The organism is Enterovirga sp. CN4-39, assembly GCF_049446235.1.
Lineage (GTDB): Bacteria > Pseudomonadota > Alphaproteobacteria > Rhizobiales > Beijerinckiaceae > Enterovirga.
Map to the genome: position 1 here is coordinate 86,397 of NZ_JBMSEF010000017.1, position 25,319 is coordinate 111,715.

General features: G+C 66.6%; 22 protein-coding genes. 7 read left to right on the forward strand and 15 right to left on the reverse strand.

Annotation, left to right across the window (positions count from 1 at the left end; all coding sequences use genetic code 11):
- The 3 genes from ACO2SS_RS22565 to ACO2SS_RS22575 are packed head-to-tail and all read right to left on the reverse strand — an operon-like array spanning position 1 to position 3,716.
- Complete coding sequence (locus ACO2SS_RS22565; RefSeq protein WP_423280080.1) at positions 1–1,539, reverse strand: aldehyde dehydrogenase family protein; 1,539 nt, start codon at positions 1,537–1,539, stop codon at positions 1–3.
- 28 nt (positions 1,540–1,567) lie between these two features.
- Complete coding sequence (gene mmsB, locus ACO2SS_RS22570) at positions 1,568–2,476, reverse strand: 3-hydroxyisobutyrate dehydrogenase (protein ID WP_423280081.1); 909 nt, start codon at positions 2,474–2,476, stop codon at positions 1,568–1,570.
- A gap of 25 nt (positions 2,477–2,501) precedes the next feature.
- The gene (locus tag ACO2SS_RS22575; protein ID WP_423280082.1) at positions 2,502–3,716 is read right to left on the reverse strand and encodes an ABC transporter substrate-binding protein; all 1,215 of its coding nucleotides are present in this window, start codon (positions 3,714–3,716) and stop codon (positions 2,502–2,504) included.
- Positions 3,717–3,863: 147 nt separating this feature from the next.
- On the opposite strand from ACO2SS_RS22575, the gene ACO2SS_RS22580 reads away from it, so the two are divergent.
- The 4 genes from ACO2SS_RS22580 to ACO2SS_RS22595 all read left to right on the forward strand — a co-directional run bounded on the left by ACO2SS_RS22580 (position 3,864) and on the right by ACO2SS_RS22595 (position 6,670).
- Complete coding sequence (locus ACO2SS_RS22580; RefSeq protein WP_423280083.1) at positions 3,864–4,784, forward strand: LysR family transcriptional regulator; 921 nt, start codon at positions 3,864–3,866, stop codon at positions 4,782–4,784.
- 70 nt (positions 4,785–4,854) lie between these two features.
- On the forward strand, positions 4,855–5,148 hold the full coding sequence (locus ACO2SS_RS22585; protein ID WP_423280085.1) for a DUF1330 domain-containing protein: 294 nt from the start codon (positions 4,855–4,857) through the stop codon (positions 5,146–5,148).
- A gap of 116 nt (positions 5,149–5,264) precedes the next feature.
- A complete protein-coding gene (locus ACO2SS_RS22590; protein ID WP_423280131.1) occupies positions 5,265–6,158 on the forward strand; it encodes a macrolide 2'-phosphotransferase in 894 nt (297 codons plus the stop codon).
- 104 nt (positions 6,159–6,262) lie between these two features.
- Positions 6,263–6,670, forward strand: a complete 408-nt coding sequence (locus tag ACO2SS_RS22595) for a DUF1428 domain-containing protein (protein ID WP_423280087.1) — start codon at positions 6,263–6,265, stop codon at positions 6,668–6,670.
- A gap of 31 nt (positions 6,671–6,701) precedes the next feature.
- Here ACO2SS_RS22595 and glf read toward each other — a convergent pair whose 3' ends face one another.
- Together glf and ACO2SS_RS22605 are read right to left on the reverse strand one after the other, a co-directional pair.
- Positions 6,702–7,850: a UDP-galactopyranose mutase gene (gene glf, locus ACO2SS_RS22600; RefSeq protein WP_423280088.1), complete on the reverse strand. Its 1,149-nt coding sequence runs from the start codon at positions 7,848–7,850 to the stop codon at positions 6,702–6,704.
- Positions 7,851–7,869: 19 nt separating this feature from the next.
- Positions 7,870–8,988, reverse strand: coding sequence for a glycosyltransferase (locus ACO2SS_RS22605; protein WP_423280090.1), 1,119 nt, complete (start codon positions 8,986–8,988; stop codon positions 7,870–7,872).
- 427 nt (positions 8,989–9,415) lie between these two features.
- On the opposite strand from ACO2SS_RS22605, the gene ACO2SS_RS22610 reads away from it, so the two are divergent.
- Together ACO2SS_RS22610 and ACO2SS_RS22615 are read left to right on the forward strand one after the other, a co-directional pair.
- Positions 9,416–10,561: a beta-glucosidase gene (locus ACO2SS_RS22610; protein ID WP_423280091.1), complete on the forward strand. Its 1,146-nt coding sequence runs from the start codon at positions 9,416–9,418 to the stop codon at positions 10,559–10,561.
- A 7-nt stretch (positions 10,562–10,568) separates the two neighbouring features.
- Positions 10,569–12,368 (forward strand): ABC transporter ATP-binding protein, encoded by a 1,800-nt coding sequence (locus ACO2SS_RS22615; protein WP_423280092.1) that lies wholly within the window; start codon positions 10,569–10,571, stop codon positions 12,366–12,368.
- 40 nt (positions 12,369–12,408) lie between these two features.
- On the opposite strand, the gene ACO2SS_RS22620 is transcribed toward ACO2SS_RS22615, so the two are convergent.
- Positions 12,409–13,812, reverse strand: coding sequence for an adenylate/guanylate cyclase domain-containing protein (locus tag ACO2SS_RS22620; protein ID WP_423280093.1), 1,404 nt, complete (start codon positions 13,810–13,812; stop codon positions 12,409–12,411).
- A 254-nt stretch (positions 13,813–14,066) separates the two neighbouring features.
- Here ACO2SS_RS22620 and ACO2SS_RS22625 point away from each other — a divergent pair, with 254 nt between their 5' ends.
- A complete protein-coding gene (locus ACO2SS_RS22625; protein ID WP_423280094.1) occupies positions 14,067–15,005 on the forward strand; it encodes a ketopantoate reductase family protein in 939 nt (312 codons plus the stop codon).
- Between the two features lie 225 nt (positions 15,006–15,230).
- Here ACO2SS_RS22625 and ACO2SS_RS22630 read toward each other — a convergent pair whose 3' ends face one another.
- The 9 genes from ACO2SS_RS22630 to ACO2SS_RS22670 all read right to left on the reverse strand — a co-directional run bounded on the left by ACO2SS_RS22630 (position 15,231) and on the right by ACO2SS_RS22670 (position 25,182).
- Complete coding sequence (locus ACO2SS_RS22630; protein ID WP_423280095.1) at positions 15,231–16,625, reverse strand: amidase; 1,395 nt, start codon at positions 16,623–16,625, stop codon at positions 15,231–15,233.
- Positions 16,626–16,666: 41 nt separating this feature from the next.
- The gene (locus ACO2SS_RS22635) at positions 16,667–17,974 is read right to left on the reverse strand and encodes a TRAP transporter large permease (RefSeq protein WP_423280096.1); all 1,308 of its coding nucleotides are present in this window, start codon (positions 17,972–17,974) and stop codon (positions 16,667–16,669) included.
- A gap of 7 nt (positions 17,975–17,981) precedes the next feature.
- On the reverse strand, positions 17,982–18,491 hold the full coding sequence (locus ACO2SS_RS22640) for a TRAP transporter small permease (protein WP_423280097.1): 510 nt from the start codon (positions 18,489–18,491) through the stop codon (positions 17,982–17,984).
- A gap of 5 nt (positions 18,492–18,496) precedes the next feature.
- On the reverse strand, positions 18,497–19,390 hold the full coding sequence (locus ACO2SS_RS22645; protein WP_423280098.1) for a TRAP transporter substrate-binding protein: 894 nt from the start codon (positions 19,388–19,390) through the stop codon (positions 18,497–18,499).
- A gap of 134 nt (positions 19,391–19,524) precedes the next feature.
- On the reverse strand, positions 19,525–20,178 hold the full coding sequence (locus tag ACO2SS_RS22650; protein WP_423280099.1) for a hypothetical protein: 654 nt from the start codon (positions 20,176–20,178) through the stop codon (positions 19,525–19,527).
- Position 20,179: 1 nt separating this feature from the next.
- Positions 20,180–21,535, reverse strand: coding sequence for an MmgE/PrpD family protein (locus ACO2SS_RS22655; protein ID WP_423280100.1), 1,356 nt, complete (start codon positions 21,533–21,535; stop codon positions 20,180–20,182).
- A complete protein-coding gene (locus ACO2SS_RS22660) occupies positions 21,532–22,953 on the reverse strand; it encodes an MmgE/PrpD family protein (protein WP_423280101.1) in 1,422 nt (473 codons plus the stop codon). The genes ACO2SS_RS22655 and ACO2SS_RS22660 overlap by 4 nt, the downstream gene beginning before the upstream one ends.
- Before the next feature lie 328 nt (positions 22,954–23,281).
- A complete protein-coding gene (locus tag ACO2SS_RS22665) occupies positions 23,282–24,175 on the reverse strand; it encodes a hypothetical protein (protein WP_423280102.1) in 894 nt (297 codons plus the stop codon).
- A gap of 110 nt (positions 24,176–24,285) precedes the next feature.
- Positions 24,286–25,182 carry a ketopantoate reductase family protein gene (locus tag ACO2SS_RS22670; RefSeq protein WP_423280103.1) on the reverse strand — a complete coding sequence of 299 codons (897 nt, stop codon included), beginning with the start codon at positions 25,180–25,182 and terminating at the stop codon, positions 24,286–24,288.
- Positions 25,183–25,319: the final 137 nt, after the last annotated feature.

The window sequence follows — 25,319 nt, forward strand, 5'->3', positions numbered from 1 at the left end:
TCAATGCGCAGAGGAGGGAGGAGGGACGGCGAGGTTCACGTTGACGCTCTTGGTCTCCGTGAAGCTGTCGAGCATGCCTTCGAGCGACATCTCGCGCCCGATCCCGCTCTCCTTGACGCCGCCATAGGACTGGCCGAGCGATTGTCCGCCGCCCTGGTTGACCTGCACCCATCCCGCCTCGACGGCATGGGCGGCCCGCAACGCCTGGCCGATGTCGCGCGACCAGATATAGGCGGCGAGGCCGTAATGGCTGTCGTTCGCCATGCGGATTGCGTCCTCCTCGTCCCGCCACGGAATGGCGACGAGGACCGGCCCGAAGATCTCCTCGCGTGCGAGACGCCACTCGTTCGAGGTGTCGGCGAAGATCGTCGGCAGGGCGAAGTAGCCCTTGGTGAGCGGGCCTTCCGTCGGGGGCAGGCCGCCCGTCAAGAGGCGGGACTCGGCGCGGTTGAGGCCGTCCGAGACGTAGCCGCAGACCTTCGTGAACTGCCGCTCGTTGATGATCGACCCGATATCGGTTTCCTCGTCGAGAGGGTCGCCGATCTTCAGGGCCGAGGTCTTCGAGACCAGCCTCTCCAGGAACGAATCGAAGATCTTCTCGTGGAGGAACAGGCGAGACCCGGCCGTGCAGGACTGGCTCTGGCGCGTGAAGCGCATCGAGGCCACGATCCCGTCCAGCACCCAATCCTCGTTCGCATCCGGGTAGACGATCGACGGGCTCTTGCCGCCGAGTTCGAGCGAGACGGGCGCGATGCGGTCGGCCGCTGCCCGCATGATGGCCTTGCCGACGGCGGTCGAGCCCGTGAAGCTGACCTTCCTGACGAGCGGATGCTCGGCCAGCGGCTCGCCGCATTCCTTGCCGTAGCCGGTCACGACGTTGACCACGCCGGGCGGGAGATGGTCCTGGCAGATTTCCGCGATGAGCAGCACGGCGAGCGGCGCGTCCTCGGCCGCCTTCAGCACGATCGTGTTGCCGGCGCAGATGGCGGGCGCGATCTTGAGGGCCGCGAGCTGTGCGGGTGCATTCCAAGGCACGATCGCGCCGACGACGCCGATGGGCTCGCGCCGGGAATAGCTGAGCTGGCCCTCGCCGAGCGGGACGGTGATGCCCTTCAACTCGCCGGCTAGCCCGCCGAAATAGCGGAACGCGTCGGCGACCATCCTGGCCTCGCCGCGCGCTTGGGTGCGGAGCGCGTTGCCGGTCTCGCTCGCGATGAGGCGGGCCAGTTCTTCCTGCCGTGCCTCCAGTTCGAGCCCGATGGCGACCAGAAGGCGACCGCGGTCGCGCGCAGCAACGCGGGACCAGCCGGGGAAAGCCTTCGCGGCCGCCGCCACGGCGAGATCGACGTCTTCCTTCTCGCCCCTCGGAACTTCGCCGAGCGGCTCGCGCCGGCCCGGATTCTCGACCGCGATCGTGCGGCCGGAGACGGCAGGCCGCCACTCGCCGCCGATCAGCATGCTCCTGGACAGGATTTCGGGCCCGCCTGCCTGCGCCGTCCCCGGGGCGGCTGCGGGCCGCTCGCTCGTCAGCGTCGTCATGTCGTTCTCCTTGGCTGGCCGTTTCGCGTCAGGTTTTCGCCGTCCCCGGCTCTGCGCCCTCGATCATCTTGATGATCGCCGAGTAATCGAGCCCGCCATTCCCGGATTGGCAGAACAGGTTGTAGATGCCAGCCGCCAGGGTTCCGAGTGGTGAGCTCGATGCGGTGTCCATCGCGGCCCGTTCGGCGAGCCGTAGGTCCTTGAGCATGAGGTCTGCCGCGAATCCGTTCTGGTACTCGCGGCTAGACGGCACGTTCGGCAGGATGCCGGGCACGGGCGGATAGCTCGTGAGGGCATGGCAGCTGCCCGTGGAGGTGGAAACGATCTCCCGCATCGTCAGGGGATCGAGCCCAAGCCGCTTGGCGAGCGTGAACGCTTCCGACACGGCGATCATCGAAATGCCCGCGAGGAGATTGTTGCAGATCTTCGCCGCCTGCCCGTTCCCGGCCGGCCCGGCCCGAACGATATTGCGCCCCATCGCGGCCAGGATCGGACGGGCCCGCTCGAAATCGGCCTCTTCCCCGCCGACCATGAAGGTGAGGGTGCCGGCCTGGGCGCCCATGACGCCCCCAGAGACCGGTGCATCGAGGATCGCGATCCCGTGCTCGCGCCCCGCCTCGTGCAGAGCGCGGGCCTCGGCCACCGCGATGGTGGAGGAATCGATGACCATGCTGCCCGCGGCCATGCGGCTTAGGAGGCCGCTCGGTCCCCCGAAGATGTCCAGCACATGGCGTCCGGTCGGCACCATGGAGATGACGAATGGGGCACCCAAAGCCGCATCCTCGACCGAGGGGCAGGCCTGGATGCCGGCCTGGCGGCCGGCCTCCAGGGTCTCCGGGCTGAGATCGAAGGCGCGGACGCGGTGCCCGGCCTTCGCGAGGTTGGCCGCCATCGGCAACCCCATCCGCCCGAGCCCGATGAACCCGATCTCAGCCATGCTGCACCTCGTTCCTGTTCCGACCCTAGAAGGTCACTGGCTCTTCGCCACGAGCGGGCAGCCGCCTTCGGCCAGCGGCCACCTCGGCGGAGGTCGTCGCCTTGTACTCGTAGTAGTCCCAGGGATAGCGGGACTCAGACGGCTTCTTCACGATGAAGAGGTGCATCGGGTGCATCTTGCGGCCATCCGCCCGGACATAACCCTTGCCGAAGAGCGGATCGTCAGTCGGCATCTCCTTCATCTTGGCCACCACCTTCGCGCCGTCCTCGGCACCGCCGACCGCTTCGACAGCTTTCAGGTAATGGAGGACGGACGCATAGACGCCGGCCTGGACCATCGACGGCTTCGCACCCCTGTGCAGCTTCGCGAACCGCTCGGAGAACTGGCGGGTCCCCTCGTCCTTGTCCCAATAGAAGGGGGAGACGAGCGCAAGGCCCTGCGCGAGCTGGAGCCCGATCGCGTGCACGTCGGTGACGTAGATCAGCAGCCCGGCCAAGCGCTGCTTCGATCCGGCAAGTCCGAATTCCGCTGCCTGCTTGATGCTGTTGACCGTATCGCCGCCCGAATTCGCGAGGCCGATCACGTCAGCCTGGGAGGCCTGGGCCTGCAGGAGAAAGGACGAGAAGTCCGACGTATTGTTCGGGTGCCGGACCTTGCCGATGACCTTGCCGCCGCTCGCGAGCACCATCTTCTCGGTGTCCCGCTCGAGGGCGTGACCGAAGGCGAAGTCGGAGGTGAGGAAGTACCAGGTCTTCCCGCCGGTCTCGACGACCGCCTTGCCGATGCCGTTCGCGAAGGCCCAGGTGTCATGCGTCCAATGCACCGTGTTCGGCGTGCAGGCCGGGCCGGTGAGGTCGGAAACGGCGGGCCCCGAGGCGAGCATCACCTTGTTTTTGTCGCGCACGATCTGGCTCACCGCGAGCGCGGCAGCCGAATTCGTGACGTCGGCCACGACGTCGACGCCCTGCGTGTCGAACCAGGTCCGTGTGATCGTGGAAGCGATGTCGGCCTTGTTGGCGTGATCGGCGACGACGACCTCCACCTTCCAGCCCTTGCCCAGCAGACCGGAATCCTCCACGGCCAGCTGCGCTGCGATCAGCGATCCGGGTCCCCCCATGTCGGCGTAGAGGCTCGACTGGTCGTTGATGACGCCGACCCTGACGCTCTTCCCGGTGGCAGCGGCGCCTCCGGTCCCAAGCAGAAGCGCGATGCTCGCGCACGATAGAACTCGACCAATCACCGTTCTTCCCCCTCTGGATGCGATCTGAGGCCGCTTGGTGCGGGCCGCTCGGGCCCGGTTCTCGATCTTCCGAGGAGGCGAAAAAAGCGCACAGCGCCGCGATGGTCTATGTCAATTTCTGCACAACGATGGATCCTGGATTGACACATGGCTGCAGAGCATCGGTGGGACGACCTGAAGGCCTTCCTGGCGGTCGCCCGGTCTGGCCGATTGACGGAGGCAGCGCGGCTGATGGGCGTAGAGCACACCACGCTCAGTCGCCGGATCACGCGGCTCGAGGACGCCCTCGGCGTCAGGCTCTTCGACAGGCGGCCAATCGGCTACGACCTTTCCGCCGAAGGCGAGCAACTCCTGCCGCGAGCTGAGGACATCGAGCGCGCGGCGTTGGGGATCTGGTCGGAGCGTGTCGATCCCGAGGTGGGCCTGACCGGCTCCGTCCGCATCGGCACGCCTGAGGCATTCGGCACGTTCTGCTTGGCCGACCGGCTTGGCGAGCTTTCGGCCCAGCATCCGGGCCTCTCGATCGAACTCGTAGCGATGCCGCGGGCGTTCAGTCTCTCCAAGAGAGAGGCGGATCTCGCCATCGGCCTGTCGCGCCCGGCGACCGGCCGCCTTCATGCCCGCAAGCTCGGCGACTACGAACTCGGCCTTTATGGCGGGGCAGAATACCTGGCCTGCAAGGGGAGCCCAGAGACCGAGAGCGACCTCCGCCAGCACCGCTTCCTCGGCTACATCGACGAGTTGGTCTTCGCGCCCGAACTCGACTACTTCGAGGCGGCGCTTCCCGGCTTGCAGCCGACCATCAGGATCTCCAACGTGATCACTCAGATGGCGGCGACATGCGCGGGGGCCGGACTTTGCATCTTGCCCTGCTTCATGGCCGACCGGAGGCCGGACCTCGTCCGCATCCTGCCGCGGAGCATCTCGATCATTCGCTCCTACTGGCTCCTGACACATTCGGACATGCTCGGCCTGAAGCGGATCAAGATCGCCTCAGACTTCATCACCTCGGTCGTCCGGGCCTCGCGCCCGGCATTCCTGCCCTCCGGCCAGTCAAGCGGCGGCTAGGGTGCTGGCCGGCTTCCTTCGGTCGGAAAAGCCTCTATAGCGACGCCGCCGAGTTCTGGAGGTATCGCAGTTGGCTCAAGGCTATTGGATCGTCACGTACCGTTCGGTGAGCAATCCCGACGCTCTGGCTGCTTATGCCAACCTCGCCGGCCCCGCGATCGCCGAAGCGGGAGGTCGCTATCTCGCTCGCGGCATGCCGTCCCATGTTTACGAGGCTGGGCTCGAGCAGCGAACGGTCGTGATCGAGTTCGGGTCCGTCGACCAGGCCCGTGCGGCCTATGAGAGTTCGGCCTATCGGGCCGCGGCCGCTCTGCTGGCCGGCAGCGCCGAACGCGACATCCGCATCGTCGAAGAGGCCTCATGAGCACGCTTTAGCCCCGAGGCCATCAGGGTCCGGGCATCCGGCACGAAACAGCCCGGGTGCCCGAATCTTTGTCTCCTGGGAACTTTGGGTAAGTGGGTACCGTGTCCGTTTCCACGATCACTCCCGACGCCGGATTCTTTCTCGACCTCGCGGCCCGCAACGGCCTCGTCATCGATCCGTCCTCGCTCGCGCTGAACGAGATGGGGCTCGACTTCCGGGTCGGCTTCGCCACTGACGTGGACGGGCAGCGCTGGCTTCTGCGCGTACCCCGCCGCCCCGATGTCATGGTTCGTGCGAGGTCGGAAGCCGCCGCGCTCGCGATGCTGCGCCGCTATCTGCCGGTCGTCGTGCCTGATTGGCGGATCTTCAGCGACGATCTCATCGCCTATCCGGTCCTGCCGGGGCTTCCTGGCCTCACCTTCGATCCTGCGAGCTACGCGGTGACCTGGCACTTCGAAAAAGACGCGCCGCTCTTTGTCGAAACCCTGGGCTCCACTATTGCGGCACTCCACGCCATCCCGAGGGCAGCAGCCATCGAGGCCGGCATGGCGCCTCATACGGTCGCCGACGTTCGGGACAAGCTGCGCGCCGATCTCGGTCGCGTCAGAGGCGAGTTCGAGATTCCCTCCGCCAAATGGGAGGGTTGGCAGGCATGGCTTGCCGATGACAGCTATTGGCCGCTGGAGACCACCGTCGTGCACGGCGACCTCTATGCCGGCCATGTCATGGTCGATCGTGATGGCCGCGTCCGGGGTCTGATCGACTGGACCGAGGCGCGGCTAGGCGATCCGGCCATCGATCTCGTCGGCCACATCAAGGGCTTTGGGATCGAGGCGCTGCCTGCCCTGATCGAAGCCTATGGCGCGGCGGGCGGCCATGTCTGGCCGCGCGTCATGGATCACTGCCTCAAGCTCCACTCCGCCGCCCCGGTCACCTACGCCCTGTTCGCCCTGACGCCCGGCGCCGAAGGCCATGGCGAGGCCGCCCAGGCGCAGCTGCTCGAATCCTGACCACGGCATCCGCGCGCAATCCGGAGCGCTCCCGCTGAACGGGGGGGAGGACTGGACAGGCACGGCGTTCGCGGTAGAGCGCGTGTCGCGTTCGAGGACCATGCATGACCTATGTCGACGCCTACCTCATCCCCTTGAGGACCGAGAAGCTCGCCGATTACGAGCGTTTCTCCAGGCAGGTCGCAGCAGTGTACCGCGAGTATGGCGCGCTGCGGATCGTCGATTGTCGATTGGACAGCGATGCAGCCGACAGCTTGGCGTTCCACGCGGAAGAAGCGCGGGCGAGCCTTGAAGATGACGGGCCGCTCCGTGACTTCGAAGTCGCCGCAGACGTGCGCAGCGGCGAAACCGTCATCCTGTCGTGGACGGAGTGGCCCAGCAAACAGGCCCGGGACGAAGGGCTGGCCAGGGCGCTCGCCGACCCTCGCGTGCAGCCTCGCGAGGAGGACGGCATCCTGTTCGAGGGCCGGCGCCTCATCGCCGGGGCCTTCGCCAAGCTGATCGAGGTCTAAGGCAGCTACTGGTCCTGGGAGGCGGCCCCGGTCACGCCCGGGCTCGGGCCGGGATCACCTTCACCTCGGTCGTGTCCGCACTCGTCGGGAGCGCGTCGGAGATCCGGCGGAAGGTCGCGAGGGCCTGACCCACAACCTGGTCCATGTTGTAGTAGCGATAGGTGGCGAGCCGGCCGACGAACCAGACGTCGGGCGTTGCGAGCGCAAGCCGCTCGTACTTCTTGAACAGCTCGGCGTTCTCCGGCCGTGGGATCGGGTAGTAAGGATCGCCTTCGGCGCTCGGGTACTCGAAGGTGATGCTCGTCTTCGGGTGAACCTGGCCGGTCAGGTGCTTGTACTCGCTGATGCGCGTGTAATCCTCACTCATCGGGTAGTTCACGGTCCCGACGGGTTGGTGCTGCTCCCGGTCGAGCGTTTCGTGCCGAAACTGCAGCGACCGGTAGGGCAGCTTCTCGAAGCGGAAGCCGAAATACTCGTCGATCGGACCAGTGAAGATTGTCCGCCGGTGCGGGATGACGTCCTTGATGTCGCGGTAATCGGTCTGCAGCAGCACATGGATGTTTGGGCTGCGGAGCATGTTCTCGAACATGCGCGTGTAGCCCTGGGCCGGCATGAACTGGAACTCGTCGGTGAAATATCGGTCGTCCCGGTTGGTGCGGGTCGGCACGCGGGCCGTGACCGACTTGTCCAGCTCGGAGGGGTCGATGCCCCATTGCTTGCGCGTGTAGCTGCGAAAGAATTTCTCATAGAGCTCGCGGCCGACCTTGGAGACCACTACGTCCTCCGAGGTGCGGATTTCGGCGACCGGCTCGGCCCGGGCAGCGAGCCATCCCTCGAGCTCCTCCGAGGTGAGGCTCAGGCCATAGAGCGTGTTGACCGTGTCGAGGTTGATCGGGATCGGCACGAGCCTATCGTCCACCTGTCCGAGCACGCGGTGCTCGTAGGGCCGCCATGCCGTGAAGGCGGACAGATAGTCGAAGATCGACTTCGAGTTGGTGTGGAAGATGTGCGGCCCGTACTGGTGGATCAGGATCCCAGCATCGTCGTACCGGTCATAGGCGTTGCCGCCGATGTGGTTGCGGCGGTCTACCACGAGGACCCGTTCGCCGCGCTCGTTCGCCAGGCGCTCCGCCAGCACGCTGCCGGCGAAGCCCGCGCCGACGATCAGCCAATCGTACATATCCGGCCTCTTTCGACGGCTACTCGGCAGGAAGAGGCGCTGGCGCTCCCGCAAGGTTCGCCGACCCCGCCGCAAGCTCGGGCTCGCCCATGGCATGCGAGACGAGCCGGCGCATGGCGGCCCAGGTCGCGTCCCAAGACCCGGTGGCGAGGTGGCGGTCGATCCGCGCGAGCCACTGCGCCCGCGGCCGCGCCATGAGGCGCTCGGCCGCCGCGACCACGTCCGCTTTCGTCTCGGCGATTTCGACGAGGCCTTTCTTGCCATAGGGCCGGATCACGTCCGTGATCGGCGTTGAAATCACCGGCACGCCCGCGGCAAGGAATTCAGGGGTCTTGGTCGGGCTGATGAAGCGCGTCGACTCGTTGAGCGCAAAGGGCATGAAGCCGATGTTCCAGCCCGAGAGATAGGCCGGCAATTCGTCGTAGGTCCGGCCTCCGAGCCAGTGGATGTTCGGGCGTTGCGGCAGCGTCTCCGGGTCGATCTTCACGACCGGGCCGATCATGACGACCTGCCAGTCCGGACGGGCATCCGCGACGCCGGCGACGAGGTCGAGATCCATCCGTTCATCGATCACGCCGAAGAACCCCAGCCGCGGTCCCGGGATCCCGGCCTGGTCCGGCGGATCCCGCCGGTCGATGCGGGCGCGCGCGAAATGGGCGGGGTCGATGGAGGAGGGGAAGGGGTGCACGCTCGGGTGCCGGTGCCGCTTCGCCTCGTAGAGGCTCATGCCGCCCGTGAAGACGAGGTCCGCCCGCGCGAAAAGATCCTCCTCGTTCGACAGCATCTCGGGCGAGGCCCCCCGGAAGGCGGAGAGCTCGTCCATGTTGTCGTAGATCACGGCGTCGGCCTGGAGGTGGCCCGAGAACGCCATCGCCATCGGAGTGTAGTACCAGAACACCCGCGATTCCGTCGGCTCGCTGGCCAGAAAGCGCTCGAGGAGCCTTCGCTGAGCCATAACGGCGTCGAAGTCCCAGACCCCATGGGGCAAGTGCGGAGTTGCAACGCGGATGTCCCCCGGCCGGCGCGTAATTTCGAGCTCGGCTGCCGCAATGTCGTCCCGCCAGACCGGCTCTTCGAAGAACACGACGTCGAAATCGGCCGCCGCCCGGCTGAGGAGGTGCTGCGGGCGCTGCCACACGAAATCCCAGCGCAGGTGGGACAGGCAAATAAGAAGGGGCTTCCTGCGAGCCCTCGGAGCGGTGCGTGCTGGGTGAGGTTTGACGGTGAGGCTCCCGAGAGGGAACGCAAGCTCTCCATCACGCCGGACCATGCGCCATCCTTCCAGTCAGCCGATTGGGGTTGCCCGAAAGAAGCTTGGTCGGAGCCACCGTTTCGCAAACCAGACGCGGGAGACCTCCGGGGAGTTCCCTGGTGCGGTGCCGGACCTTCCGCGCGTCCAGGATCGTACTCACGTGTCGGCTGCGCCTTGAGCGAGCCTGCATCGCGGCCGGGCTGGCTGCCCGAAATGGCGGCACCGCTCGGTACGGCCCGAACCTTGGCGGCTCCACCCGGTTAGTGTCGCGCCGACCGACAGCAACCGCTTTCCATGGGACGGCCGCAACCCCATGACGGCGTTTCAGACCTTCTTCCTCGCGGGCTTCGAATGCTCGACCCAGCTCCGAGCGGACGGGCGCCGTCTCGACCTTCTCCGGTCGACTGGGCACGACCTGCACACGCTGGACGACTACCGGGCCGTCGCGGAGCACGGGATCGGAACCGTTCGCGACGGGTTGCGCTGGCACCTCATCGAGAGGAGCCCCGGTTCATACGACTGGGGTAGCTTCCTTCCGATGCTTCACGCCGCCGAGGAGGCCGGAACCCAGGTGATCTGGGATCTCTGCCATTATGGCTGGCCTGAGGATCTCGACATCTGGTCGGACGCGTTCCCCGAGAGGCTCGCGGCCTTCGCGCACGAGGCGGCTGGGCTGATCGTGAGGGAAACCGGCCAGGCTCCTTTCCTCTGCCCGGTGAACGAGATCTCCTTCTGGGCCTGGGCCGGCGGGGAGGTCGGGCGGTTCGGCCCGAGCCGGACCGGCCATGGGGCTGCTTTGAAGCGGCAACTCGTGCGGGCCGGCATTGCGGCGACGCGAGCCGCCCGGAATGCCGCCCCTGCCGCCCGCTTCATCTGTGCCGAGCCGCTGATCCATGTCGACCCGGGCTCGCATGACGACCCGGCGCATGTCGCGGGCGCGACCGGTCATCGGGAGTCGCAGTTCGAGGCGCTGGATCTCCTGACCGGACGACAGGAGCCGGAACTCGGCGGCAGCGAGGACTGCCTCGACATCCTCGGCGTCAATTTCTACTCGGACAACCAATGGTACCACGGCGGAAGCACCATCCCGCTCGGGCACCATGCCTATCGGCCGCTGCACGAGATGCTGCAGGAAGTCTCGCGGCGATATCGACGCCCGGTCCTGATCGCGGAGACCGGCGCGGAAGGATCCGGCCGCGCGTCGTGGCTGCACTACGTCTGCGGCGAGGTGCGGGCCGCGATGGCGGCGGGCGTCCAGGTCGAAGGAATCTGCCTGTATCCGATCCTGGATTATCACGGCTGGGAGAATGATCGCGTCTGCACGACGGGCCTTCTGTCCGCCGCGGATGCGTCGGGAGCTCGGCGGGTCCACGAGCCCTTGGCGGAGGAGTTGAGAGCGCAGATCATCCGGTTCGCGTCGGTCCCGGAGATCCGAGACCGGCTCGAGGCCGCGGCCTAGCCCCGAGATGACGGCTGCGGCAGCACCTCGCCGACCGCCCGCATATCTGCGCGGCCCGGCGGCGTTCATCCTTCACTACGTCCGGAACTGGGCCTGGGGGTTCACGGCGATCTTTTTATTCGTCGTCCTGGCCGCCGGGGCCGCGATCGGGCTGCAATACGTCCTAAAGGTCCTGGTCGACATCATGGCGGGACCGGCGGAAGGCCGGGCTCATGTCTGGACGGCGCTCGCCTTCTTCGTCGGGCTGATCGCCGCGGAAAGCCTCTCCTGGCGTGTGGTCGGCTGGCTCACCTGCCGGACGACGGTCGGCGTCGGCGTCGACATGCGGCTCGACCTGTTCGAATACCTGAACCGGCAGCCGATGCGGTACTTCGCGGAGAACCTCGCCGGCTCGCTCGGGCAGCGCATCACGGCCACGGCCGGGAATTTCGGGGCCCTCGCCAACACGCTCATCTGGCGCGTCCTGCCCCCCTGCATCGATTTCGCCGGCGCGCTGATCATCTTCAGCAGCATCAACCTGGCCATGATGGCGGCGCTCGGCGCCGTGGTGGTGCTCGTGACGACGCTCCTCGTCGTCTTCGGGGAGCGCGGTCGGTCGAGGCACCGGCGTTATTCGGGACTGGCCGGCGAGGTGGCGGGCGAACTCGTCGACACGATTACCAACACGTGGGCCGTGAAGGCCTTCTCGGCCCGGCAGCGGGAATATGCCCGGCTCGAGAGAGGGTTTCGGGAGGAGGCCGCTGCCCAGCGCCGCAGCTGGATGCATATCGAGAAGGCGAGGGCGCTGAACGACCTCGTCCTTACGGTCGCGGCCGGAAGCATGCTCGTCTGGGCCGTGACCCTGTGGACCGAAGGCCGCGTCACACCGGGCGATGTGGTGGTCGTGTCGACCCTGACCTTCCGGATCCTCCACTCCTCTCGCGACCTGGCCCTCTCCCTCGTCGACCTGTCGCAGCAATTCGGCTTCATCGACGAGACGCTGCGAAAAATCGCCCAGCCCCGGACGGTCGTGAACGCGCCAGACGCCCGCACCCTGGTGCCCGACGGCGGGAGGGTGGAGTTCCGAGGCGTGTCGTTCTCGTATGGAGGCCCGCGCGAGGTGACGCACGAGCTCTCCCTGACCATCCCGGCGGGGCAGAAGATCGGCATCGTCGGCCCGTCCGGCGCCGGCAAGTCGACCCTCGTGAACCTCTTGCAGCGGCTATGGGACGTTGACGAGGGCGAGATCCTCATCGACGGGCAGCCGATCGCGGAGGTGACTCAGGATTCCCTCAGGGCGGCCCTGGCCGTCGTCCCGCAGGAGATCATCCTGTTCCACCGCAGCATCATGGAGAACATCCGTTTCGGCCGGGCGGACGCGACGGACGAGGAGGTGATCGAGGCCTCCCGCGCCGCGTATTGCGACAGCTTCGTGCGCTCCCTGCCGGAAGGCTACGACACGATCGTCGGCGAACGCGGGGCGAAGCTGTCGGGCGGGCAGCGCCAGCGCATCGGCATCGCCCGCGCCTTCCTGAAGGACGCCCCGATCATCATTCTCGATGAGGCGACTTCGGCCCTCGATACGGAATCGGAGATCGAGATCCAGCATTCGCTGGTGCGGCGGATGCAGGGCCGGACAGTGATCGCGGTCGCGCACCGCCTGTCCACTCTCACGGCATTCGACCGGGTCATCGTCATCCAGCATGGGCGGATCGTGGAGGACGGCACGCCGGCTCAGCTGCGCAAGCAGAACGGCGTGTTCGAGGCGATGTGGCGCCTGCAGGCCCGCGGGTTGTCGGTCGACGAGCCGGCCGAAGAGGCCGCTTGATCGCAGGCTCTCGCCCCGGCTTCGCCGCGGATCCTCGCTCCTAAGCCATTGCGCGCAAACGAGGCGCGTCGACCTCGCGCCGAACCAACAGCACCTGGAGGCCCTGCTTCCGGCCGCGAGGCTGAAGCTCGACTTCCTCATCGAACCGCTCTCTCCAGGCCTGCCCGGCGGCGGTCACGCAGGTCTCGGACGCAATGATCGCGGCGCCGTACTCCCTTGTCGCGCCCTCGATCCGGCTTGCCACGTTGACGACGTCCCCGACGACGGTGAACTCGCTTCTGGTCTGCGAGCCAAGATTTCCCGCAACCACGGGACCGAAATGGACCCCGACAGAGACGTCGATCCGCGCGGCGCCGCGTCTGGCGCGTTTCGCGTTCCACCGGGCCATCTCGTCCTGAAGCGCGAACGCGCAGCCGAGGGCGCGTTCGGCCGCGTTCTCCTGTGCCTCGATGCCGCCGAAGGTCGCCATGAAGCCGTCGCCCAGATACTTGTCGAGCGTTCCGCCATGATCGAAGACGACGCGGCAGGTGCGCTCTCGAAAACTGCGCAGGAGCGCGAAAATCCGCTCGGGCGGCAAGCGCTCGGTCAGCCCCGTGGAACCGACGATGTCCGCGTAGAGGATCGCGACCGTCCGGACGGCGGGTTCCCCGAAGCCTTGGGGAGCTCTCACGGCTAGGGCGTCGACGACATCCGGCGAGACATAGCGGGCGAGGTCCGCTCGTACGACCTCGGCCTCCACATGGGCGAGGACGCTGCGTCGGCTGCGCCAGACCGCGACGGCGATGATGACCGTGAACAGGCCGGTCGCGATCAGTTGGGTGCGCCATGCGGTCAGCCCGACAAAGGTCGGGTCGAAGTATGCGCGCAGCGCGTCGCTCTGGTTGACCGGACCCGCCTCGGTCAACCGCGCGAAGGTCGTGCTCCCGGGTAGCGAGTAGATGATCTGGAATCCGATCGACCAGATCGAAGCGATCGCGGCGCCCGTCCACAGGACCAGCAGCGGGGAATAGGTCAGCGCCGCCTCCGCCAGGAGGAGCAGGAGGTACAGGTATTCCTGCCCGCGCAGGCGCGCCTGGACCGGCCAGTCACCCGACAGCCACGCAGGAGGGGGCATCAGGATCGCCGTCGTCATGAGCGCCACGTCCAAGATGACGAAGGCGAGCTTGATCATGAAGGCGTGGCGATGATGCCGAAGCCGATACGGCACGAAGCCGAGGATGAAGAAAACGACCGCGAACGTCGCGTAATACGCGTCGCGTGGCCAGGGCACGAGCGAGACCAGCCAGAGCGTTACCACCAGAACCCCGAACGACCTCGCCCAGAATGCGAAGGCCAGCCCGTCGAGTTCGGCGGCGCGGACGCTCTCTCTGAAGCGTCCCGTTCCGAGTGGGTTGAACGGCAGCCCGAATATCGCTTTGAACCTGCCCGGAACCGTCAAGTGCATGCGCGGCCGCTCCCTTGCCTTGCTCCACATCGCGGTACTGCGTGGCGGCAGCAAGGCCCAACACGCAAGCCCGACGGGCGCGGCGGGCGCGGTTCTGACAATTCGGCTGCTCCACTCGATGCGCCGCCGAGACGGGTTTCAAGCGAGGATGGTCACGCTTTGCATTGACGGTGGACAAGCCATCGCGCTCGCGCTCGAGTCTACCTGAAGGCCGACCAGCGGCAATTCCCAGTTTCAACCAGGAGCAATCAGCGATGGCTTACAGGATACTCGTGGTCGGGGCCGGGGCGGTCGGCGGTTACTTCGGGGCGCGTTTGGCGCAGGCTGGTCGTGACGTGACCTTCGTGGTCCGGCCGGGGCGGGCCGACCAGATTCGTCGGGACGGAATCCGGGTTCGGAGCCGGCACGGCGACCTGAATCTCACCCCCAAGATCACGACCGCTGCCGAACTGGCGGAGCCGTACGACCTCGTGCTTCTCAGCGTGAAGGGCTTCGCCCTGGACGCCGCGCTCGACGACGTTGCCGCCGCGATCGGCCCGGCAAGTGTCGTGTTGCCGGTGCTGAACGGTATGCGCCACATGGACAGGCTCGCGGAGCGGTTCGGCACGGGTCCCGTCCTCGGCGGCGTATGCATGGTCGCAACGGAACTGGATTCCGACGGGCAAATCATCCAGCTCGCGGACATCCAGAAGCTCATCTACGGCGAACTCGGCGGAGAGCTCACGGAGCGCATCGAGCGGGTAGACGAGGCGATTCGAGGCGCCGGCTTCGATGCGGCCATCTCGCCGGACATCGTGCAAGCGATGTGGGAAAAGTGGGTGATGCTCGCGAGCCTCGGGGCGGCCTGCTGCCTGTTACGGGGATCGGTGGGGGAGATCGTGGGCGTTCCGGGTGGGACGCAAGTTGCCCGCGCCATCCTGGACGAATCCGTGGCCGTCGCCAGGGTGTCTGGGCATCCGCCATCCCCAGCCTTCATGCAGCGCACGGTCTCGATGATGACCGCGCCGGGATCGCCGCAAACCTCGTCGATGTATCGCGATCTGCTCAAGGGCGGCGAGGTCGAGGTGGATCCGATCATCGGAGACCTTGTCCTCCGGGCGGATCGGGCCGGTGTGGAGGTGCCTCTTCTTCGTGCGGCCTCCGTCAACCTGTCCGTGTATTCCGCGCGCCGCGAGGCTGAACGAGGACGATAGGGGATGACACCGGGTTGGCGAACTTCTCGCCCGCGAGCGCACCAACCTCTCCGACCTCAACGGCACCCTAAGGGCTCATGCTCGGCCCGCTGCCGAGACCTCGACAGATCGAACAGGCCGAACTCGGTCACATAGTCGGAAGCATAAGGCCAGCAAGCATGTTGAGGCCGTTCCGGATCTAGAGCGGCTTTCTCGCTCGGATGCCGCCGCCCCTTTGCTTCGAGCCTATTCCGGGGGGCGGCGGAGGTGCCATTCGGTTGCGGCCTGGAAGGCCCAGCCGACACGCAGGGCCGTGGCTTCGTCATAGGCGCGGCACACGATCTGAAGCGAGGTCGGCAGGCCGCCGCTTCCGACGCCGTTGGGCAATGCCACGGCGCAGAGATCCAGGAAGTTGCCGAACCGCGTATAGTGAGCCGGCGCCTTGGTCTGGTCGACCTCGTCGACCAGGAGGGCCGTGGTCATGGTCGTGGGCGTCAGCAGCGCATCGATGCCATCCATGGCCGTGGCAAAGGCGCCCTTCATCCGCTCGCGCTCTTCCAGCGCTTCCAGATAGGCTTGTGCCGTTAGGCTCCGCCCGGCCGAAATGCGCGGTCGCACATGAGGATCGAGCGGGGCACCCTCGTCGTCGATCAGCTCGCGCAGGATCGTGTAGCTCTCCGCCGCCATGATGCGAAGGTTCAGCGCGGCGACATCCGCGAAGCCGAAGGGCAGCTTGATGTCGACGATCTCCGCACCGAGCCGCTCGAGTTCGAGGAGGGACGCGTCATACGCGTCCAGGACCTCCGCCGAGGCGTAGCTCCGCTCCGATTCCGGCATCCGGGCGAGGCGCAGGCCGCGGACGCCCCGCTTCAATGTCGGCAAGGGGTCCGTCTGGGCGAGCCCGACGGTCCTCGGATCCAGAGGGTCCGGCCCCTGCATCGCCATGTAGAGGAGCGCTGAATCCTCAACGTCCCGGGTCATCGGCCCCGGCGTGTCGAGCGTGGGCGAAAGCGGCAGTACCCCGTACGTGCTCACCCGTCCTATGGTCGTCTTCAGCGAAGTGATGCCGCACCAGGAGGCTGGCATCCGCACCGAGCCTCCCGTGTCGGTCCCGATGGCCCACGGCGCCATCCCGGCCGCAACCGCCACGCCCGAGCCGCTGCTGGAGCCGCCCGGCGTCCGGGGGCGCTCCAGGTCCCAAGGATTCCAGGGCGTGCCGAGGTGGGTGTTCGTGCCCCACCCGCCCATCGCGAACTCGACCGTGTGCGTCTTCCCGAGCACGATCATGCCCTGCGCGATGAGCCGCCTGGCGAGGGTGGCGGTCCGTGTCGCTCTGCGCTGGCGCCACGCCGCCGTGCCGCCCGTCACGACGCGACCCTCGAGCTCGACCAAGTCCTTCAGGGCGACGGGGATCCCGTGCAAGGGCCCGATCGCGTGGCCGGAGCGGATAGCGAGTTCTGCAGCTTGTGCGGCCTGGCGTGCGTCCTCGGAATAGACCTCGACGAAGGCCTGGAGCTTCGGCTCGCGGCTTGCAACTCGACCGAGATATGCCTCGGTCAGCTCCACGGGAGACAGGCGGCGCGCCATGATCTCCCGCGAGAGCTCGTGGACGGGCAGGAAGTTCAGGTCGGTCGAGGTCATCAAGGGCCCTTACGGCAATGCGGTTCTCGATTGAGAGCTCGTCAGGTGGCGGAGAACATGGTGCGCGGGAGCCACGTCGCGATCTCGGGAAAGATCGTGATGAGCAGGATGCCCAGACACAGCACCAGGAAGAACGGCAACACCGCCCGGGCGACGCGCAGGATGTCGTATCCCGTCAATCCTTGTACGACGAACAGGTTGAACCCGACCGGCGGGGTGATCTGCGCGATCTCGACCACGAGCACGATGAAGATGCCGAACCAGATGAGGTCGATATGCGCCGCCTCGACCATCGGCATGATGACGGCCGTGGTCAGCACCACCATGGAGATCCCGTCGAGGAAGCAGCCGAGGATCAGGAACAGGATGGTCAGAGAGAAGATGAGGCCGTACGGTGACAGTTCGAGCGTGCCGATCCAGGTAGCCAGGGCGCGCGGGATGCCGGCATACCCCATCACGACGGACAGGAAGGCCGCTGCCGCGATGATGAAGCCGATCATGCAGGAGGTGCGGGTCGCGCCGTAGAGGCTCTCCTTGAAGTTCTCCCAGGTCAGGCTGCCCGAGAAGAGCGCAACCAGAAGGGAGCCGACCACGCCGAGCGTGGCAGCCTCGGTCGCGGTCGCGACGCCGCCATAGATCGAACCGATGACGGCGATGATCAGGAGCACGGTCGGCAGCAACAGGCGCAGCCGCTTGATCCGCTCGCGCATGGGCAGGCTCGGCTCGGCGGGAGGCATCCTGTCCCGGTTCAGCAGCGACCAGATCATGATGTAGCCCATGAACAGCGCCATCATGAGGAGGCCCGGAAGCACGCCGGCCAGGAAGAGGCGGGCGATCGAGACGTTCGCGGACACGCCGTAGACGATCATGATGATCGAGGGCGGGATCAGGAGCCCCAGCGTACCGGACGCCGCGAGCGAACCAATGCTCGTGCCCTCGTCGTAGCCTCGCCGCTTCAGTTCCGGCAGGGACATCTGCCCGACGGTCGCCGCCGTCGCCGCGGATGAGCCGCTGACGGCCGCGAAGATGCCGCAGCCGATGACATTCACGTGCATGAGCCGGCCCGGGAGCCGGTTCGTCCAGGGCGCAAGGCCATTGAAGAGATCGTCCGCCAGCTTCGTCCGGAACAGGATCTCGCCCATCCATACGAAGAGCGGCAGGGCGGTCAGCGTCCAGCTGCTGACCGCGCCCCAGATCGAGGAGGGCATGACCAGCTCGATAGGCGCGTCGGCGAAGAGCAGCATGCCGAGAAGCGCCACGCCGATGAGCGAGACCGCCACCCACAACCCGGAGGCCAGGAGGAGTACGAGTGCTAGGGCGAGAACGGGGCTATAGAAAAGCGGGTCCATGCTCATCCTATTCGGTGAAGCCGTCGCCCTCGGCGCGGGCGTAGGTTGGCTCGCGTCCCGTCAGGGCCCGGGTGAGTTCCTCGATCGCGGCAATCTCCAGAAGGACGGCCCCGACGGCCATCGAGAGCTGCGGGATCCAGAGGGGGATCGGCATCATGCCCGTCGAAACGTCGCCGAACTCGTAGGAATCGAGCACCAGCTTGACCGCGAACGCGGCAAACAGGGCCCCAATCAGGCACAGGAACGACACGCACCACACCTCCAGGACCCGCCGCGCGCGGCTCGGGACGTGGATCAGGAGCAGGTTGACGCGGATGTGCCCGCCACTGCGAAGCGTGTGCGGCAGGGCCAGGAAAATCGACCCGGCCATGGCGTAGCCGGCGATATCGCCCGCATCCGGCACCACCATTCCGAAATAGCGGCCGACGACCTGTGCGAGGGTCAGGGCCGCAATGAAAGCCATGAAAATCGCGGCGAGGACGATCCCCGCCGCGTAGAGCTTGTCGAGAAAGCGCATCCGCTTCAGCTTTTGCGGTAGGCCGCGAGGATCTTCTGACCGTCTTCGCCAGCCGCCTTTGCCCATTCTTCAATGAGCTTGTCCCCGATGGCCTTGAGCTCCTTCATCAGTTCAGGACTGGGTTGGCGGACCTCCATGCCCTTTGACTTGAGGGTCTCGACGAGCTTGCCGGTCTCCTCGGCCTGCAACGCCCAACCCCGCTCTTCGGCAGATTTCGCCGCGGCCAGGACGGCGTCCTTCGTGGCCTGGTCCAATCGGCTGAACACACGTTCGTTGACAAGCACGACGTTCCAAGGGGCCATCGCCTTCACTTCGTAGAAATACTTCACGAAGTCCCAGGCCTGCGTATCGACGCCGGTTGCCGGCGAGGTGATCATCGCCTGGATGACGCCGGTCGAGAACGCCTGCGGCACTTCCGATTGCTGCACCGTAACCGGGACGGCGCCCATCAACTCGGCCAGGCGGCCCGTGACCGGGTTGAAGGCCCTGAACTTCAGACCCTTGAAGTCGGCGACGGACTTGATCTCCTTCCCGGCATAGAAAGAGTTCGGCGGCCACGGCACCACGAACAGAATGCGCATGCCCTGCCGCGCCAGCCGCTCCTCGATGAAGGGTCGCGCTGCCGCGAGAAGTTTCCGGTTCTCCTCGTTGTTGCTCGCCAGGAAAGGAACAGCATCGACGCCGAAGACGGCATTCTCGTTGGAATGCATCGACATCAGAAATTCGCCGAGCTGGACCTGTGAAGTCTGCACGGCCCGCTTCACCTCCGGCTGCTTGGTGAGCGAGTCTTCCGGATGGATGACGATCTCGATCTTGCCCGCCGTCCCTTGCTTCACGTCCTGCACAAATTGCTGAATGTTGCGCGTGAAGTAATTACGCTCGTTCGAGCGGACCGGCATGTTCCATTTGTCTGCCGAGGCGGCAGAACTCGCAAGGATTGCGCAGGATAGCCCGACGCTCGCCAAAAACGCCCTGATGTTTCGCACGTTTCCCCTCCATGATAGAAGCGACAGAGTTGCTGGATGACGACGGCCTAGAGTTCGCCCTTCACAAGGTCCCACAAGAGCCGATACGTGCCGGTGGTGACAACAGATACGCCCGCTGCCTCGAATCTCGTCTCGATGAGCCGTGCGATGGCGTCCACGTCCGTCCCGTCGATGAGCACGTACCAGTCCGCGGCACCCGGATTTGGCGCATCCGCATTGGTCAAGGTCTTGGACAATTCGGGATCGCTTTCCACCAGGTGAAGCGAAATGATGCCCGGAAGCATTCCCGGATCAAGCAGGGGAAGGAGTTTCGCGCGAGCGGAGTCCCGGTCTTCGGACGGAGGGCGAAGGCGAACGACGCCGAGTGCGCCGCCGCGGCCCTGCCCGCGGCTATGCGTGATCCTGCCGATCACCCGTCCGGGGTTCTGGAAGCGGGAGATATGCTTGTTCGACCACGCCGTCTGGTTTGCCAGGACCTGCTTATAGGCGGGGCTGCTCAGGACCTCGAAAGCCTGTGTCGAGTACGTGCAGAAGTATTTGGTCGGCCCCTCCACGGCGATCCAGCGGCGGGCCTCCATGAAGCCCTCGATCGCCACCCGCTCGGCGAGATGCTCCCGATCGTACCAGAGGTTGAAGTCGGCCTCCTCGGACGGATCCACATCCATCCACGTTATCAGCATTCCCTTCCCGGCGATCGGCATCTCAATCCTCCTTGTTCTGGTTCGGCAGCAGCTGCCGGGTGAGTTCGGGCAGGCTACCGCCGGTCGCGAGCGACAGCGCTGCGCGTGCGATGTCCGCCGCAGCTGCAGGCCTCGTTCCGGCCGCCTCCAACAGCGAATGGGCCTTCGCGATGACAGCGTGCTCCGAAAGCGGGTTTTCAGGGTCCCCGAGCGCATCGGGAGCGGCCGCCGCAAGGGTCGTACCGTCGGCGAATTCGGCCTCCAGGCCGGAGCCGAACCGGCGTGGATAGGCCGAGGCGTAGGGTTCGGCCAGGCGGACCCGAACGCAACGCCGGAGGGCGGCGACGTCGGGCTGGTCGATGCCGTCCTTCTCGAAGGCGGAAAGCGGCGGGGGGCCACCGAGCAGTGTAACGGCCACGGCATGCTGCAGGCTGAACCGCGCCTCGATGCTGCTTCGAGGCTCCGGGCGGTCGCAGAAGGTGATCGCGTCGGCGAATGTCAGAACGGTGATGCGTTCCGGGAGGCGGGAGCCGCAGGCTTCGCGGAGCAAGAGCGCGGCATCGATCGCCGCATGGGCGTGCCGGCACGCCGCCCAGGGCTTGATGCTCGTCTCGGTCACGAGCCAAGGCCCGTCCGGATCGGCCAGGAAGCGGTCCGGCGCTCCATCTGGCGCCATCGCGGCGAAGAGGCCCTGTGTACCCTCCAAGATGTATCGCGGGCCGGTGAGCCCTCCCGCTGCCAGCGCTGCGGCCGCATAGCCCGCTTCCGCCGCCCTTGCGGTGTGCAGTTGCTTGGTCATGACCGGCTCGTGCCGGCACTGCCAAAGCCCGGCCGCCTGGGTTGCTGCGTTGCCAAGGGCGGATACGAGCGCGGCGTCGTCGAGGCCGAGGATGTCGCCTACTGCCGCCCCAGCACCGAAGGCGCCGCAGGTGGCGGTGGGATGGAAATGCCTGTAGTGGCCCGGCCCCATCGAGCGGCCGAGCCGGATCATGGCCTCGTAGCCGCGCACCACCGCGTCGAGAAATGCCGGCCCGCTCGCGCCTGCGGCCTCGGCGGCGGCCAGCGCAGCCGGCACGACGACCGGACCCGGATGTGCGATCGCCTCCTTGTGGAGGTCGTCCATTTCGAACACGTTGCCGAAAGCACCATTGGCAAAGGCAGCCGCGCGCCCGGGATGCCGCGCGCCTCCAAGCACGAGTGCCGGACCCGGACCCCAGGCGCGCGCATCCATCCCGAACACGCGGCCCACCTCCGTCGTGGCACCGAGGGAGGCGCAACCGATCCAGTCCAGGACATGGAGCGCCGCCCGGCGGCGCACGTCGGTCGGGATCGGCCGACGGAGGGCCGGGAGGAGTTGCTCAGTGAGGCTTTGGGTCACGATCCGCGCTGCACTCCCAGGAGGCGCGGCAGAACCGAAACATCCTCGAGCTTGTCGAAATCGGCGACGAGAGTCACCAGCCGGTCCCGGAGTTCCGCCGGGACCGGTGGGTCGGCATAGCGACAGCAGCGGCCGAATTTCTCCAGGTTCTCCGCCTCGGTGAGAGGGGAATCCGGATGACCATAGATCGCCGGCACGATCACCTCGAACTGCTCACCGCCGTTCAGGCGAACTGTGACGCGCTGAGGTGCAATTGCGTTCTGGCTCGGGTTGTCGTCCGGGAGAAGGCGAACCCGCTCGGCAAAGGCGTGCACCGCAGGGTCGTTCCGCATCTCGGACGTGCTGAAGTTGGGCACATCAACCCGGCCGCGAGCCAAAAACGTGCCAACCACGAAGGGCAGGCAGAGCTTTGCATAGTTCGACGATGGGTTAGGCACGTTCGGCCGCCCCATGAGCCGCATCACCACCGGCGGCACATGCACCACGACCTCCTGAACCGCCTCCCGCGCGAAGCCATGCTCGGCGATCAGACGGCGCAGGCCGTCAACTGCCCCGTGGCTCAGGCGCCCGCTCGGAAACGGCTTGTGCGAAAGCCGAGTGAGTTGTGGCACGCGGCCCAGCTCCGCCTCGATGGGCCCTGGGTCGAACGAACCGCCTTCCATGAGCGCGTAATAGCCGAAGGGCCCGTTCAGGACGTCCCGCGGGCCCGTCAGGCCAGCGTCGACGAGGTCGATTGCCGTCACCGCCGCCCGCGCGTTTGCCGCGATCTGCAGCCCTAGCGCCGGCGAGCCCTCCACATGGGCCTGCATGGTGCCGGAGACCTGCCCGAAATGAAGGCCGAGGACATTGCGAGCACCGGCCTCATCCAGGCCCGCGACATTCGCAAGCGCCGCGGCGGCGCCGAAGCCGCCGGCGGTTGCCGGGCGGAAGAAGCGCAGGCCGGAATCGGTGGCTGATCCGAGCAGGCCCGCGACATCCACCCCGACCGACATCGCCGCGATGAAACGCTCCCCATTCACCGGCCGATCCCGCCGGGCCGCACGTTCCGACCAGGCGAAGAGCGCCGAGAGCAGCGTCGCCATCGGGTGGACGATAGCCCGCTCGTGGATGCAGTCGAACTCCAGGGAGTGGATGAGATAGGCGTTGACGAAGGCTGCAGAAGGCGCGGGCAGTTGCTCGCCGCTGCCCCAGGCGGTCGCGTCTGCGCCCGAGCCCCAGCTAGAGGCCGCCGCTAGTACCCGGCCCGCGTTTCCGTCAGAGGTGCCGGCGAGCCCCACCCCGAGGCTGTCGAGCAGGAAGGTCTTCGCTTTCCGGACGGCATTGGCCGGAAGATCGCCGAAGCGCGTTCGGACAGCATGGCGAGCGAACGCCGCGGCGGCGTCATAGGACCGAGGTAAGCCGACCGCAGGATCCCCCATGCCGCGATTATCCAGCCGCTTCGGGGGACGCAGTTGCCGGCTCGCGCCGGGTGGATCCACCCGCGGTCGCAGCCAGCCCTACAAGCTCCAGCCGCAGCCGCATCTCGATCGGATGCAGCAATGATGCATCCGCGACACCCCGACATTCGTCTGTCGAGAGCGTTCTCCAACTGGGAAAGCGTGGCTCAGTCATCGGTCGCGCGTGCAGCCAAAAGCCTTCGGGCCGGGTCGAAGCACCGACCTTAGGGGCTTGGTCACCAGCGTAGAATTTGAATTGGGCGTTGTCTGTCTTCGAAAAATTCGAAGCAGGACCGTCGCCTGCTGGCGATCAGAGCGCTCCGACAGGTGCTAAGCGGGTCAGCATGTCGGGTCCCATCTCGGCGATATAGATCGAACCGTCGGGCCCTCGCGCTAGCCCATGCCCCACGGTGCCGAAAGTGCGGCATCGTCCGACGAGTTCGCCAGCCGAGTTGAACAGCGACAACCTCGGGGTCTGATCCGTTACGAGCAGAAAGCCCCCCGGGGCCGGTTCGACGGCCATCGGCTTGAACACGCCTCGGATCTCGCCGAGCCAGCAACCATCGCGGCTGATGACCTGTAGACGGTTGTTCTCGCGATCAGCCACAACGAGGCGGCCAAGTGGATCGACCGTGATCGCGTGCGGCGTGCTGAACTCCAGAGGGCCGGTTCCCGGCCGCCCCCAGGTAGCGAGCCACTTTCCGTTCGCGTCAAATCGATGAATGCACGAGTTGCCGTAGCCGTCCGAGACGAAAACATCTCCGTCAGGGGCTTCCACAGCGTCGGTCGGGTGATTGAAAGGTTCGCCGAAGCGCGGGCGATCCCGCGCCCCGAGCACCCATTCGCGACGCCCGGCTTCGTTGAAGCAGTGGATCCGGTGCCCATCAAAGTCCGACAGCAAGATCTGGCCGCTCGCACTCGCCCGGATGAAATGTCCAGCCACGATGTCCGGGCAGGACCATCGATCGACGAGCGAGCCGTCCGGCGCGAAGATCAGCACCGCAGGGTCTCCGCGGACGACAACAGCGACATTTCCGGAGGGAAGCACAGTCACATCGGAGATGCCGAGATACGAGAGCCCGGCGGGCAGCCTGCCCCACGGGCGCTCGACGCGATAGAGTTGCGGTCCCAAACCGACGAACTGTCCATCGCGCTCGGTGGGAAACTGCTCCACAGATGCAAGCGTGCGGTTGATGGGCGGCATTCGACGTTCCTACGATGGACAGAAAGCTGTGTGGGTGAGCGGCACACAAGAAGCCTTGAGTGCGCCGGCCCGCGACTGAGGAATTTCGCCCAGGATCGCCTCAGAGGGCGTCATCCGCGGCGGGCTTCCATCAGCTTGACCATGACCCAGAGCGCCCGGTTCGCCGGCGCGGCGATCCCAAGCTCGGCCGCCTTTCGCACCACGTATCCATTGAGGTGATCGATCTCACTGGTCTTGCCGCGCGCCAGATCCTGGGCCGTTGACGAGAACTGGCTGGGCATGGAGGCGGCAAGGCCGCGGACGGCGGCAGGCACGTCGCCGGGCAACGTAACCCCGGCCCTGGCCGCAACCTGGAGGCATTCGGCCACGACGTCGTCCATTACCTCGGGCACGCCCGCGACCGCCACGAGGTGGCCGTAGGGAAGATGCGGAATGGCCGAGAGGGCGTTGTAGGCGCAATTGACGATCAGCTTGGCCCAGAGAACGCCGACGACGTTATCGGAGACCTCCGTCGGTATTCCCGCCTCCCGGAGCAGCATCGCGACTGCGCTGCTCGATGGCCCCGACCCGATCACCAATTCGCCGCGGCCGTGATGCCTCACGTGCCCCGGCCCGGTCATCTCGACCGCCACATAGACAGCGGACGGGATCACGGGCCGGCCGATCGCCTGCTCCAGCCGCTCGGCCGTATCGACGCCGTTCTGGAGGCTGACGACCTGCGCTCCCGCGTCGAGGTAGGGAGCGATGCCGCGACCGGTCGCGTCCACGTCGTTCGACTTGACGCTGACGAGCACGAGGTCGGCGCTGGCGATTCCGGCCGGCTCCTCGCTCGCCTCCACGCGGACCGGCTCGGTGCCGGTGGCGGTCTCGAGGATGAGGCCACGCTCCCGCATGGCGGCGACGTGCCCCCGGCGTCCGATCATGGTGACGGAATGGCCCGCCTGCGCGAGCCTTGCCCCGTAGTAGCAGCCGACGGCACCGGCGCCCATTACGGCGATCTTCGACATCCTCCCCCCGGCCCCGGCGCCCGAGTACGCGCGCCGACAGCCTATGGCTTAGCCATTCGAGGAAGCAGGGCCAAGCCCATCGACTCGGCGGGACGTCAGGGCAACGCCGGAGACGGCGCGACGCGGCTGAGGGACAC